General features: G+C 68.5%; 12 protein-coding genes, 2 tRNA genes and 2 pseudogenes. 5 read left to right on the plus strand and 11 right to left on the minus strand.

What is annotated here, in order from left to right; translation table 11 throughout:
* Together IEZ15_RS46090 and IEZ15_RS42155 are read left to right on the plus strand one after the other, a co-directional pair.
* Positions 1 to 708: pseudogene (locus IEZ15_RS46090) on the plus strand (hypothetical protein); the annotation flags it as partial.
* A gap of 209 nt (positions 709 to 917) precedes the next feature.
* Positions 918 to 1,112: a hypothetical protein gene (locus tag IEZ15_RS42155; RefSeq protein ID WP_189282243.1), complete on the plus strand. Its 195-nt coding sequence runs from the start codon at positions 918 to 920 to the stop codon at positions 1,110 to 1,112.
* A gap of 567 nt (positions 1,113 to 1,679) precedes the next feature.
* Here the strand turns inward: IEZ15_RS42155 and tpg are convergent.
* The 5 genes from tpg to IEZ15_RS42180 all read right to left on the minus strand — a co-directional run bounded on the left by tpg (position 1,680) and on the right by IEZ15_RS42180 (position 6,319).
* A complete protein-coding gene (gene tpg / locus IEZ15_RS42160; protein ID WP_189282244.1) occupies positions 1,680 to 2,237 on the minus strand; it encodes a telomere-protecting terminal protein Tpg in 558 nt (185 codons plus the stop codon).
* Positions 2,238 to 2,240: 3 nt separating this feature from the next.
* Complete coding sequence (tap, locus tag IEZ15_RS42165; RefSeq protein WP_189282245.1) at positions 2,241 to 4,352, minus strand: telomere-associated protein Tap; 2,112 nt, start codon at positions 4,350 to 4,352, stop codon at positions 2,241 to 2,243.
* A gap of 557 nt (positions 4,353 to 4,909) precedes the next feature.
* Positions 4,910 to 5,254, minus strand: a complete 345-nt coding sequence (locus IEZ15_RS42170) for a DUF3703 domain-containing protein (RefSeq protein ID WP_229846540.1) — start codon at positions 5,252 to 5,254, stop codon at positions 4,910 to 4,912.
* Between the two features lie 17 nt (positions 5,255 to 5,271).
* Positions 5,272 to 5,982, minus strand: a complete 711-nt coding sequence (locus IEZ15_RS42175) for a cation efflux transmembrane domain-containing protein (protein ID WP_189282246.1) — start codon at positions 5,980 to 5,982, stop codon at positions 5,272 to 5,274.
* A gap of 1 nt (position 5,983) precedes the next feature.
* A complete protein-coding gene (locus IEZ15_RS42180; protein WP_114242408.1) occupies positions 5,984 to 6,319 on the minus strand; it encodes an ArsR/SmtB family transcription factor in 336 nt (111 codons plus the stop codon).
* Between the two features lie 152 nt (positions 6,320 to 6,471).
* Between IEZ15_RS42180 and IEZ15_RS46645 the strand changes: the two genes are divergently transcribed.
* The gene (locus IEZ15_RS46645) at positions 6,472 to 7,296 is read left to right on the plus strand and encodes a DUF6207 family protein (RefSeq protein ID WP_268250511.1); all 825 of its coding nucleotides are present in this window, start codon (positions 6,472 to 6,474) and stop codon (positions 7,294 to 7,296) included.
* Here the strand turns inward: IEZ15_RS46645 and IEZ15_RS42190 are convergent.
* The 3 genes and pseudogenes from IEZ15_RS42190 to IEZ15_RS42200 form a co-directional block, all read right to left on the minus strand.
* Entirely contained in the window at positions 7,280 to 7,735 is a 456-nt protein-coding gene (locus tag IEZ15_RS42190) for a hypothetical protein (protein WP_189282251.1), read from the minus strand. The genes IEZ15_RS46645 and IEZ15_RS42190 overlap by 17 nt on opposite strands.
* Positions 7,736 to 8,072: 337 nt before the next feature.
* Positions 8,073 to 8,957, minus strand: a pseudogene (locus IEZ15_RS42195) (IS481 family transposase); the annotation flags it as partial.
* Complete coding sequence (locus tag IEZ15_RS42200) at positions 8,954 to 10,216, minus strand: beta-ketoacyl-[acyl-carrier-protein] synthase family protein (protein ID WP_189282247.1); 1,263 nt, start codon at positions 10,214 to 10,216, stop codon at positions 8,954 to 8,956. The gene IEZ15_RS42200 and the pseudogene IEZ15_RS42195, both read right to left, overlap by 4 nt.
* A 19-nt stretch (positions 10,217 to 10,235) precedes the next feature.
* On the opposite strand from IEZ15_RS42200, the gene IEZ15_RS42205 reads away from it, so the two are divergent.
* Both IEZ15_RS42205 and IEZ15_RS42210 read left to right on the plus strand, forming a co-directional pair.
* Positions 10,236 to 10,901: a TetR/AcrR family transcriptional regulator C-terminal domain-containing protein gene (locus IEZ15_RS42205; RefSeq protein WP_268250512.1), complete on the plus strand. Its 666-nt coding sequence runs from the start codon at positions 10,236 to 10,238 to the stop codon at positions 10,899 to 10,901.
* 604 nt (positions 10,902 to 11,505) lie between these two features.
* A complete protein-coding gene (locus IEZ15_RS42210; RefSeq protein WP_093895140.1) occupies positions 11,506 to 11,712 on the plus strand; it encodes an Imm32 family immunity protein in 207 nt (68 codons plus the stop codon).
* Between the two features lie 24 nt (positions 11,713 to 11,736).
* Here IEZ15_RS42210 and IEZ15_RS42215 read toward each other — a convergent pair.
* From IEZ15_RS42215 to IEZ15_RS42225, 3 genes are all read right to left on the minus strand, one after another.
* A tRNA-Trp gene (locus tag IEZ15_RS42215) sits at positions 11,737 to 11,811 on the minus strand.
* Between the two features lie 159 nt (positions 11,812 to 11,970).
* Positions 11,971 to 12,076 (minus strand) — tRNA-Ser (locus IEZ15_RS42220).
* A gap of 47 nt (positions 12,077 to 12,123) precedes the next feature.
* Positions 12,124 to 12,340: integrase core domain-containing protein (locus IEZ15_RS42225; protein WP_189282249.1), on the minus strand; the 217-nt coding region annotated here is incomplete at its 5' end.

Raw genomic sequence — 12,340 nt, forward strand, 5'->3', positions numbered from 1 at the left:
GGTGAGCCCGGTGCGGATTTCGCCGTCACCAACGACCGCCTCTACGGCCTCGCCCCGGACCGGTCCGCCGTCTACGAATGGGCCGGCCACGGAACGGAGTGGGCAAAGGTCGGCGGACCCGCCCAGGACCTGTACGCGGGCGGCGCCGGACTCTTCGCGACCGATCCCAACACTGGGACGCTCAGCAAGTACGACGGGCAGCCCGACTCCTGGACCAAAGCTGGTGAGCCCGGCGCCGGGTTCGCGGTCAGCAACACCCACCTCTACGGCCTCGCCCCGGACGGAACCGCGGTCCTGCAATGGACCGGCACCGGAACCGGCTGGACACCGCTCGGAGCACCCGCGACCGCACCGGCCCCTCCCCCGGTCCAGGAAACTCCCCCGCCCACACCACCCCAGCCGCAGCCGCAGGACACCGCCCCGGCCGTACCCGAGCCGCAGCCAGCCGCCGGTCGGCAGCCGAGCCTCCGTCTCGCCAGATGCGGAAGTTCCCTGACCCCTTCGGACCGCGTGATGAGACATCGTGGGTGCGGCCGCGCTTGTCGAATGACCGGCCGGATGAGGTACAGCAGGCTGTGCATCGGCTGTAGCCATCACGGAGGCGCGGTCAGAACCAATTGTCGCGACCACAACCGCGGCCCCGCCGGTGACAACAAGCCTGCCTATGTGACAACCAGCGTGCTTCGTCTCAGCAGTCGGTGTGACTGAGCGCTTCACCTGGCGAGTGAGTGCTTGAGTTGGCAGGGCTGAGCGCGGAGGTGGCGGGCCGGGTCGCTGGCCATGCGTTTCGCGCGGCCTGTCAGGAAATCCACGTCAGGTGAGGCTGACGATCCCGTAGGGGTTCAATCTCGCAGGAACGCCCTTCCCGACCTGAGACGATCAGCAGGACCGAACGAATGAACGCAGAGGTGGGGAACATGATCGTTCTGGTACTGCTCGGCGTCTTGGCGCTTACTGTCGGCGGGTGCGTATGTGTGGTGTGGGCGGAGCGTGGCGGGCCCCGCTGGGTCCGTGCCGTGGCGACCACGACGCTCGCCGCAGGCGAGGTGGTGCGCCGCTCTGAGGGGAACCGGCGCCCGGGCCTGAACGGGACCACCAGTGACGACGGCTAGGAGCGAACGACCCGCACGAGCGGCTGAGCACGAGCCATGGCATCGTCCGCCACCAGCTCGTCAAGGGCGGGGCGTCTCCGGACGACCCTGACCTGACCGAGTACTGGCGGAACCGCCGCCGGAAGAAACCGCCGCCGATGGACAAGACGAGTCTTCTCCTGGCGGTCCGGCAGCAGGGGCTCTGTCCTCTATACAAGGCAGCAGGGGCTCTGTCCTCTATACAAGCAGGCGCTGATCGTCGGAGCCGAATACGAACCGGACAGTCCACGCGAGTGGATCAACTGGTTCGCGGCCTCGAAGAAGATGCTCCACAAGCATCACTTCACCTACCGGCGAGACGCCGGCACGGATGAGCGGGACAACCTTCGCCTCGTGCCCTCCGTTTGCCGTCGCCGGCATCACGCTGGCGACGGCAAACGGACCACATAACCCTGCTGACCTGCGAAGCCCTCGGGGCTTGCTTGAGCCGGATGCACTGAAAGGTGCACGTCTGAGGGGGCCGGGTCACGGCAACGTGATCCGGCTACCCGACCACAGTCGATTAATTCAGCGGTCACGATCATCTTTTCAGAAGTCGAAATCCATGTAGTCGATGTCGTTGATAGCGACGTCCGAGAGCCCCGTAGCGCGTCCCCCGCCGTCCTGGAAATACACGTCTTTAAATCCTTCGGCGATGATGTCGCGCATCTGCTGGTCGCTAGCACCTGTGTCGCGGGCGTCGAACAGGCGTTGCGCGTACGCCGGGGGGAGGTGGACGGTGAGGCGGCGGAACCTTCCGTCGTCGGTCGTGCCGATCGGTGCGGTGTAGCCGAACCTGGCCCTGGTCTCCACCGTGATACCGCCGGTGGCGGCGGCCTGCCGGCGGCGGCGCTTGCGGACCTGCGGCTGCCAGCGCTGCCGTACCGCCGCTTCGACCTTCGCGGCGATGTCCTTGGGTGGGTGCTTCCGCTCGCCCTTGCGGTAGCGCTCCACCGACCTCTGGGTCACGCCCAGCTCGGCAGCCACGGCGCGTGTCGTCTTCAGCTGCTTCATCAGGAAGTTGATGCGGCCCTGGAGGGTCTTTGGCGGCTCCCGGGTGAACGCCTCCCGGTCGGCCCGCTCGATCGCGTCCTCGATCTCCCCCACTGGTTACTCCCCTTCGTCCAGGACGGCGTCGCCGCCCTTGATGTGGCGGGCCGGGTTGAGGCCCTTCTCCATCAGGTCGACCGCCCACAGCATCGACTGGACGCCCTCCAGCTTCGCCAGGCCGGGCGTGGGCCCGAGGCGGAACCCGCCAGGCTGCGGCTTGCCGGACGCGGCGTACGGCAGGAAGTCCAGCGGGCTCTCCCCCAGCGAGGGGTAGACGACGCAGTCGGACAGCACCGCGAGCGGGTACAGGCCGGTCATCGCCGCCATGTTGCGCAGCTTGCGGTGCATGTTGACCCGGGCCTTGCTGATGACGGCGGCGCGGATGTCCGGGCGCCAGGTCGGCCGCTGAAGGGCCGGCCAAGTCTCGCCCTCCTTGTAGTGCCGTCCCTGCGGGCGCTCGCGGAGCTTGCCGACGCCGCCCTTCACCGTCGCCTTGATCGCGGTCAGCACGGCGGCCAGGGCCGGGTCGGCCTGCTTGTGCCGCTCCATCGCGGCGAGGAACTGGCGATCGTCCAGGTCCCGGGTGACGCCGAGGTCGGCGAGGGTGTCGACATAGGCGTTCTTGAGCCGGTCGTGCCATGGGTCCAGGTACGCGCCGGTCTGGCGGCGCAGGTACGCCTCGATCGGGTGCACGTCGTACCCGAGCTCCTGGGCGTAGGCGACGGTGTGCGTCTGGTACCAGGCCGGACCGGTCGGGCGGGTGCCTTCCGGCGTGAACGGCGAGGGCAGGCGCGGGTCCAGCTCGATGCGGGACAGGTCGACCAGCCAGCTCCCGGGGATCTTCGGGTTGAACTTCGGGCCGTGGAAGTGATCGGGGGCGGACAGGCCCACCGCGAGCCGCGCGGCGGCGGCGAGGAACGCGGTGTTGAGGTCCAGGCCGACCGCGAAGGGCAGCGTGCACTCCTCATCGGTGAGCGTCTCCACCGACCGCACCCACTGGTACGCCTCCTCATTGAGGAACCCGCCGGTCCAGCCGGAGTTCACGACCACGGGGTGTTCCGGGGTGGCCTCCGGCGGCGCCGGGTCCATCGGCTCCGTCCCCAGCGAGCCCGCGTTGTAGCCGGACACCCAGTTCCCGGTCTCCGGGTCCTGCACGGCCTTCGTGGGCGGGCGCAGAGCCGTCATCAGCTCCAGGCCGGAGACGGCGGTGGAGCCGCGCGGGGTGATGACCCGCTGGGCGTACACCCCGAGGACCCGGGCGGTGTCGGCCGGCTCCATGTCGCTGACGCCGGGCCAGGACCGCTCATCGAGGGCGTCCCACGACAGGATCGCGAGCTGCACGCACTGCCGCTCGCGGCCCTGCGCCTTGCGGTAGATCCGGGCCCACGGGCCGAACCCGCGCTGCGTGAGCTGCCACTTCGCCTTCGCCACCTGCTTGACCACCGGGTGGTCCTCCGGGAGGCGCAGGGAGCGGCGCTGCTCGTGGCCCTCCAGGCGCTCGGGCAGTCCGAGCTTCACGGCGGCCGCGGCAGTGAGCACGATCAGCGGGTCGCTGTCCTTGCCGTACCGGTTGAGCTTCGCGGCGCCGAGGCCGGACTCCTTGAGGGTCCACTCCACCAGCTCCGGCACGGTGGTGGCCGGGCAGTCCAGCACGATGCCGTCGATGCCGTACGCGGAGCCGTCACCGTCCAGCACGGCGAGCGGGCCGTGCGGGAACCGCGGGTCGGTCGCGGGCTTCGCCGCCTCCTTCGCCGCCGGGCGGCGCGGCGTCGCCGGACGCCCGGGAGCGGTCTGGACGGCCGGGGCCTGAACCGGTGCGGCGGTCTCCGTCTCGGTGGCGTCGGGCGCGGCCGGGCCGGTGAACGCCTCCGGTACCTCCGGCTGCGGCGCGGCCATCGGGGCCGGGGCGGCAAGAACTCCGTGGGCGGGGTACTTCGCGGCCCACCCCTTCAGCAGCCGCTGGTACGCCTCCAGGCGCGGCGGCTTCGGCTCGCTCCGGCCGTTCTCCCAGTTCTTCACCGTCTGGGTCGTCGACTTCAGGGCCTGAGCGAGACGGGCCTGCGTGATGCCGGCGGCTTCACGGAGCCGGGCGCGCTCCGCCGGGGGCGGGAGCTGCGGCTCCTCTGCCAGCAGGGCGTCGATGTTCGCGAACAGCTCTTCCTCAGATGCCATATCTGTCTGCCTCCACCCTGAACACTAGCACGCTTTAACCCTTACGGAAGATTCAATTTAACCCTTGCTTTTAACCCGTTCGACGGATGAGGCGCGCCGGAACCCCAGAGATGCGGTCGACCAGATCCTCGACCAGCGGCACAAGGAACGGCCGGACCTGGACCTGTCGGCGATGGGGGTCTTCGGACGGCTGGGCCAGCTCTCGCTCCTCCTCACCCCCGCCCTCGACGCGCCCGCGGCGACTGGACGACCGTCGGCATCACGCACCCAGGTCCGCAGCGTCTCGGGGTTGACGTTCAGATCAGCCGCAACGTCCTTGAACGTCCGCCTGCAACGCGATCGCGTCGGACCGGAACTCCGCACTGTACTTCGAGGGCCGTTCCACGTAGATCTACACCTTCCAGGATCAACAAGATCCATTGTCAGGTGTGTCCACACCACAGGGGTCACCTCAGTGCACAAGACCCCCTTGCCCGCGGTCTGACGGCAGCCGGCAGTGAGCGTGGTCAAGGTTGTGGCTGCAGTTTGAGACTGACCGTTGACCGCTGCCCGCAGGTTCAGGTGGCGAGGATGGCGGCGAGGTCATCGGGCAGCGGCATGGGCTGCGTGAGGGGGACGTTGGCTCTGCCGGTGTTGCCTTCGGGGTAGCGGCCGAGGGCGGATCCGGGGGCGGCGACGATGATTCGGATGACCTGGCCGAGGGCTTCGCGCCGGTCGTGCTGCCGTAAGGCGAGGCCGAGCATGGCGATGTGGTTACGGGTGTGGGGCCAGGGCCAGGGCTGGGACAGGATGTGGGCCCGTTCCAAGTGGTTCCATCGGCCGACAGGATCCGAAGTGGTGCGGGCGGCGGTCATTTCCGCGGTGTAGGTGGTGCGGACTCCGGCGGGCATGGGGCGGGGCATCAAGGTCTCCGGGCGGGTCAGTTGCAGCAGGTGCAGCCGGGCTTGCAGCCGCAGGCGTCGGTCTCCGCGGCGGCCTTCGTGCCGGCGGTGGGGATGGGGCCGCAGCAGGCATCTCCGCGCCAGGCTTCGCGGCCTTCCTTGACGGCGACGGCAGCGATGACGAGGGCGGCGATCGGGTCGGCCCAGGACCAGCCGAGCAGGCTGTTGGCGACGAGTCCGACTAGGAGTACGGCGGAGAGGTAGGTGCAGAGCAGGGTCTGCTTGGAGTCGGCGACGGCGGTGGCGGAGCCGAGTTCGCGTCCGGCCTTGCGCTGGGCGGCCGACAGGAACGGCATGACTGCCAATGACAGGGCGGCGATGACGATGCCGGGGGTGGAGTGCTCGGCTTCACCGGTGCCCATCAGGGCCCGGATGGCATCGACGGTGACGTAGGCGGCGAGGGCGAAGAAGGAGACGGCGATGATGCGCAGGGTGCGCCTCTCGCGGGCTTCGCGGACTTCGTGGTCACTCGCGGAGAACTGCCAGGCGACCGCTGCGGCGGAGGAGACCTCGATGACGGAGTCGAGTCCGAAGCCGATCAGCGCGGTGGAGGAGGCCAGGGTGCCGGCGGTGATGGCGACGATCGCCTCGATCACGTTGTAAGTGATCGTCGCGGCGACCAGCAGCCGTATTCGCTTCGTCAGGAGGTCGCGGCGGGCCGGGGACGGTCCGAGGGAGATCGCGGTCATCTCAGCAGCAGCCCTTCGTATCGGCGTCAACGCAGGTTCGGTCCGTCTCGACGGCGACGACCGCGGTGCGAAGGTCATCGAGCGCGTGACCGAGCCGGGGGTCGGCGAGCTCGTAACGGGTGCGGCGGCCGTCGGGGACGGCGACGACCAGGCCGCAGTCACGCAGGCAGGCCAGGTGGTTCGAGAGCCGGGTCCGGGAGACGCCGATCTTGTCGGCGAGGTCGGACGGATAGGCGGGAGCGTCCCGCAGGGCCAGCAGCAGCTGGCAGCGGATGGGATCGGCGAGGGCACGGCCGAAGCGCGCGAGCACCTCGACCTCCGGGGCGATGGTCAGCACCCTTCGACAATACAGAGATTCCTGGATTCAGAGAATCCTGAACTATTGGAGTGCTCGGCAGCTGGGGATGCGATCGGTGAGGCGGGTGAGGCCTGCGGCGGCTTCGAGTCTCTGCCGCAGCCGCTGGTTCTCCAAGGTGATCTTCTGGACGTGTGCAGAGGCGACTCGCCGAGCACCGCGGAACCGCAGTCACCGCCGAGGCCATCGAGTTCGTGCGCGGCCTGTACGGGGCAGCTGTCGACGCCGGGTCCTCCCCCAAACACGCGGTGGAAATCCTGGAGCAGCAGCTGGCCGACGCCGACCGGATCTCCCGGCGATCGGGCATCCGCGGCGACGTCCTGGGCGACGCTTTGCCGGACCGCACGCATCGCATCGCCGACCTGGAAGTACGCCTCAGTCAGCTGGAGGCCGACCGCAGTGCCGAGCGGAAGCGGGCCGCCGAGCTCGCGGCAGCCCACCCCGACGTCTCCGGCCTCCTGCAAGAACGCAACGCACTGCAACTCGAAGTGGAACGGCTTGGGTCGGAACTCCGCGAGGCACGGGCACAGCGTGCCGCAGCCGAAGACCGCTGCAATCTGCTCGAACGCCGGCTGGACGCCGTTGAGAAGTCCACAGCCTCACTGCCCGCCGCCACGACGCCCCAGGACATGCCCCTGGCTGTCCTGGACATCACCGCCCACGATGAGGCAACCGCACCCGCGGTGATTGCCGCCCCGGAACAGCGCTGGGCCATCTCCGGCATCACCGTGATGAGGCGAGAGGCTGGACCGCCAGGGGTGAGTGCGCGAGTGCACGCCGGGTCCGGGGCGTCGGATGCCGGCGGGAAGCACCAGGATCATCCCAGTGCCGGGCCGCCGCCACGAGCATGCGGACGTACATCACGAGCACACCTCCGAAGCAGGTCTGGAGGATCGGCGAGCGCTGCGACCAGCAGGCCCGTAGCGTCGACGGGCATCTTGATCAGGACGTCAGGGTGACCCACCGACCGGTGCCGCCTGTCTCGACGCACTCCTGATACGGATTCAACGGACCCGGCTGTTCCCGACAGCTCCAGACGGATCCTGCGGCGTGGACGGTCGTGGCCCCTTCGCCGCCGCTGTTCCAGCTCCGCGTGTAGGCGCTCGCGACCTTGAGTGCTGTGGCGCAGTCCCTGGCGTGGGCCGTCCCCACAGTGAGCCCCGATCTGCCATCGGTGCCGCAGATGACGCCGACCGCTTCGTCGGCCACGCCGAGGCCCGCAAGCAGCTCGCGGGCCTTCGCGGCGTCAGGCGACTCCGGAAGGTCGCGGGCGGCCGGGGCCCGGCCGACGGGGCTGTAGGAGGTGGCGGCCGTGGCGGGAGCGGCGGTGACCGCGAGACCGGCGACCGCCGCAGCGGCCGCGAAGAAGGTGGTGGTACCGCGCAGAGGACGAATCATGCCCCTCATGCTCCGGCCCTGATCGGCGAAGAATCGTTGCTGCCCGGCGGGCGTCACCCGCACGGGTGGGAAGTCGTACCGGGAGCTGCAGTGTGGCGTCGTGACGGTGCGTCGGGGCCGGTCCCCGCGCACGGTCTTCGCGCAGCCGGTACCGGCCCTGCTCGTCGTACGTGGTTGCGCACGGGCCCTGGGGCGGGTCGGCGTAAGTTTGTCGTTTAACCCTGTCAGGGGGTGACGTAGTCGCCCCAGCCGAAAGTGGCAACGTAGGCCCGCCGGAGGGCATCTCCGCCACGTCCACCGCGGAGACGAATGGCTGCCGGCGCGAGGACAAACCAGGCGCTTCTCTACGCTGGTTTTCGGATGCCCAGGCGCGGGCGTAGAGGAACTCCTCGGCAAGGATGCGGTTGTATCTCTCCACCTTCCCGTTGTGTCGAGGCGTGTACGGGGTGATCCGCTCGTGGCGTGACCCGAGCAGGGCCCGAGCGAATGCGTCAGCGCGGTAGCAGGCACCGTTGTCGGTCACGACTCGCTCGATGTGGGTGATGCCGTAGGCAGCGAACCAGACTCGCGCCCGGTGGAGGAACGCGACGGCAGTGGCCGCCTTCTCGTTAGGCAGCTCTTCGGTGTAGGCGAGCCTGGAGAACCCGTCGATGGCGGAATGGAGGTACACGTAGCCGCCGCGCTCGCTCTTGCCCTTGCGGCGCTCGACTGCCTTTGCTTGTTGACTTCCGCGACCGTGGATACGCCAGCCACCACCGTCGGGGATCCGGCCGGCCTTCTTCACGTCCACGTGCACCATGTGGCCGGGCCGTCGAGCAGTGATCGTCCGCAGCTCTCGGTTGGTCTTGCCGTTGGGGTCGATGAACTTCCGCCGGTTCAGACCGAGGGCGGCCAGGTGGCGGGTGACCGTGCGGCGCGAGATCACAATCCCGTTGATGGCGAGCTCGTGGGCGATGCGAGTGGCCGACCACTTGTGGGCACGCCGCATCTCCTCAATGCGTGTGACCACGTCGGCTGGTGTCGCACTCGGCTGATGGTGCGGCGCCGAGCTTCGATCAACCAACCCAAGTTCGCCGTGTCGCCGGTGCCGGTTCACCCACTTCGACGCCGTTGCTCGGGAAATCCCCATCTCTGCGGCAGCATGCGCGATCGGACGAGTCTTGCAACGTTCGATCAATCGGCGGCGACCCTCCATGGACAATGGTGCGTTCGCGTGGGTCATGGTGTCGTCGAGACCGTACGGGACGCGTGGTGCCGTGCGCCGGTGACGATGAGTGAGACGTTCTGTCCGCCGAAGCCGAAGGAATTGCTGAGCACGGCCTCTTGGGGGACGTCTCGTCGCTCTGCGACGACATCGAGATCGATGTCGGGCCCGATGCCGGCCGCGGTGAGGTTGCGGGTCGGCGGGATGACGCCGTGCTCCACACTGAGGACGGCGATGAGCGCCTCGATTGCACCAGCCGCGCCAAAGAGATGACCGAGTGCCGCCTTGGGGGCTGTCACGGTGGCGCGGCCGAAGACCTCCCCGATCGCGTGTGCCTCGGCGACGTCGCCGACCGGAGTTCCGGTGGCGTGGGCGTTGATGTGGCTGATCTGCTCGGGAGCCAAACCAGCTTGCGCAAGGGCCTTCCGCATAGCGGAGACCTGACCGGAGCCGTCGGGAGCGGGTGCCGTGATGTGGTGAGCGTCGGCGGCGATGCCAGCTCCCGCGAGCACCGCGTGGACGCGCGCGCGCCGGCCGCTGGCATGCTCAGCGCTTTCGAGCACCACGACAGCGGCGCCTTCACTGAGGACGAATCCGCTGCGGTCCGCGGCGAACGGCCGGGACGCTGAAGCGGGTTCGGCGGTGTACCGCGACAGTGCTTGTGCCTGGACGAAGCCGGCGACGGTGATCGGGGTGATCGCGGCCTCGGTCCCGCCCGCGATGACCACGTCCGCCTCGCCGGCACGGATGAGCCTGGCCCCCAGGGCGATCGCCTCGGCACCGGAAGAGCACGCCGAGACAGGCGTGTAGACCCCGGCCCGTGCGCCGTATTCGATACTGATCAGCGCCGCCGCCGCATTGGGCATGAGCATCGGTACCGTGCGTGGCGAGACGCGCCGCGTCCCGGCCGCCTCCAGTACGTCGTCTTCCTTCAGCAGCGTCCGTACGCCCCCGATGCCCGTGCCGATCGCTGATGCAAGCCGGTCCGGGTCCACCCGCGGGGCACCAGCATCGGCCCAGGCTTCGGCCGCCGCGGTGAAGGCTGCCTGCTGCGAGCGGTCGAGCCGCCTGGCCTGCACCGGCAGCAGCGACTCGGCGGGGTCGATCGCCATCGTCCCTGCGACGGTGTCGGGAAGGCCAGCATCCTCGTGGCCGCGCAGGACGCCGCCGCGGATGCCCGACTTGCCGGCAAGCAGGGCTTTCCAGGTGGACTCCACGTCTCCACCGAGTGGTGTGATCGCGCCGAGTCCGGTCACGACGACTTCAGTCCGGTGCATGCCCATCAGCCTTTCTTGTATGCGATACAAGCGAACAGAGTCTTGTTGTATCACATACAATTTGGGTGTGGAGAAGAAGCGAACCGAAGCTCGATCAACGTCGGCTCGGTCGCGTGACCGCGGTCGCGCGACGAGGCTCCGGCTGATTGAGGCAACTGCACGGCTCTGCAAGGAGCGGCCCGGCGCTGAGGTGAGCGTCGCGGAGATCGCGAACGCGGCAGGCGTCTTCCCCAATCAGGTCACCTACTACTTCGGCTCCAAGGACTCGCTGCTCGTGCACGCCGCCTTTCTCGGCTTGCTGCACGACGCCCGACGGATTGAGCGCATCGGTCGCCAAGCCCCCGATGCGGCGACATTTAGGCGCAACGTCGCCCGCGCCGTACTGGCCATGCCCTCGCTCCCGTCAGTCGCGCGAGCACTCGCCGCCGGGATCTCCAAGCCCGAACTCGCCCCCGTGGTCGACCGGCACCTCCAGTTGCTATTCCGGCAATCCGAGCGCTTCGTGAGCCAGCTCATCGACGGTCGCGGCTGGAGGGCCCGTCGACCGCTCAACGTGGAGGTCAGGACGTTCTGGAGCACCGCGCTCGGCGCAGTGCTGCTCGTCCGGGCCGGGGCACACGGCACTGTCACCGACCTCGACCTCGCCGGAGCATTGACCATCCACGACGAACCCGATCCCGGTTAGCTCAGTCGAACAGGCCGACGACGAGCGCGGTTCCCGCCCAACGGTGGCCTTGTCGCGGTCGGCATGTTCGCCGTCGCCGACGAACTCCACTGCTGCGGCTAGTGCAAGGCGTCAAGAACCTGCTTGCCAGCAACAGCTAGCCCAACGTTCAGTCTGACTCTCCCCGATTCGCCCTTGGCAATAGGACAACGGGGGCTCAGAATTCCGGGGCGCGGCCAACCTGCGGCCAGGTTCCCACCCAATTGAGCACGCCAAGCAGCGAATGACCTGCTCAGGCTAGGTTCTGTCTACGCAAGACGACCGGTCTTGAAAGCCGTCACTGTGCGAGCGCGGTAAGAGTTTCTCTACTCCATCAAGGCGCCCGGCTGCGCTCCGCTCCGCCGGGCGCGCTTCCCGGCTCTGGCTGCGCCCGCGCTCCTGCCTTCGGCCCGCTCGGCACTGCCGCCGCCGACGCGCGCCCGCTGTGTAGGCCCGAGGGCATGAGTCGAGACCAAAGCCCGCGGCTCAAGACATGCCTCCGGTGGGGGCGCTCAGACTCCGAGATGGAAGCTGGGGTGAGTGGTGGGTTGGGATGGGTGGTGAAGGCCCGCTGTAGCGTGACCGCATGGATGAACCCAGGATCAAGGTGTACGGCTCAGCGACCGAGATCACCGTTGCGGCGAATGCCGCAGGATTGCGCGACTTGGCTGAGCGACTCATGGGGCTCGCAGATCCCGAACTCAGGGACGGGTACCACGAGCATCTTGAGGGCGGCATCAATCTCGAAGAGGGCTCGGTCAGCCTGATCCTGGCCCGAGACGAAGCGCTGTAGAGCCAGCCGGATACGGCGAGAGGGCAGAACCGGCCGGATTCGAACCGGCGTCCTCGCGATTTTGGAGACCGCGCGCGACGACCTCTGCGCTACAGCTCCGCCCCGTCTGCCATCTTAAGGACTCCCGCTGCTGTCCAGGTGGTACTCGTGCCCTTGCCGTGCCCGTTCGGCCGGGAACTGACGGGGAACCACGGATACCGACGGACAGCGCGCAGATGAACGGCCCCGGCCGATTCACCTGGTCGGGGGCCGTTCACCTGCGGTGGGTGTGGGATTTGAACCCACGGTGACATCGCTGCCACGACGGTTTTCAAGACCGTCCGCATGCTCAAACGCCTGAGCCTCTGGCCTGCACGTTCACCGCGACCGACCCCGGCGGCGTTGTGGGGCTCGAAAAGTCGTCGCTGCAGGTCACGCGGCGTATTGATACTCGTTGATGACGCCGCCGAGGACCCTGGTGCGGAGCAGGCTTCGGTCGTCGAGGTCGTGCACGATTGCGGGCTGCTCGGTCGCGCTGGGCGGTAGGTGTTGCCGGGATTGGTGCGGCCGGTGTGCGTTGTAGTGGTCCTGGTAGTCAGTCAGGACCTTCCTGGCGTGGTTCTCGCCCAGGATCAGGACGTGGTCGAGG

This window comes from Streptomyces atratus (assembly GCF_014648655.1).
GTDB classification, from domain to species: Bacteria; Actinomycetota; Actinomycetes; order Streptomycetales; family Streptomycetaceae; genus Streptomyces; species Streptomyces atratus.

Excerpts from the sequence above, each read along its gene's own strand:
- IEZ15_RS42210 (WP_093895140.1), top strand. The coding sequence starts at position 11,506 with ATGGATGAACCCAGGATCAAGGTGTACGGCTCAGCGACCGAGATCACC.
- tap (WP_189282245.1), bottom strand. The coding sequence starts at position 4,352 with ATGGCATCTGAGGAAGAGCTGTTCGCGAACATCGACGCCCTGCTGGCA.
- IEZ15_RS42200 (WP_189282247.1), bottom strand. The coding sequence starts at position 10,216 with ATGCACCGGACTGAAGTCGTCGTGACCGGACTCGGCGCGATCACACCA.
- IEZ15_RS42175 (WP_189282246.1), bottom strand. The coding sequence starts at position 5,982 with ATGACCGCGATCTCCCTCGGACCGTCCCCGGCCCGCCGCGACCTCCTG.
- IEZ15_RS42170 (WP_229846540.1), bottom strand. The coding sequence starts at position 5,254 with ATGCCCCGCCCCATGCCCGCCGGAGTCCGCACCACCTACACCGCGGAA.
- IEZ15_RS42155 (WP_189282243.1), top strand. The coding sequence starts at position 918 with ATGATCGTTCTGGTACTGCTCGGCGTCTTGGCGCTTACTGTCGGCGGG.
- IEZ15_RS42205 (WP_268250512.1), top strand. The coding sequence starts at position 10,236 with ATGCGATACAAGCGAACAGAGTCTTGTTGTATCACATACAATTTGGGT.
- IEZ15_RS42190 (WP_189282251.1), bottom strand. The coding sequence starts at position 7,735 with ATGATTCGTCCTCTGCGCGGTACCACCACCTTCTTCGCGGCCGCTGCG.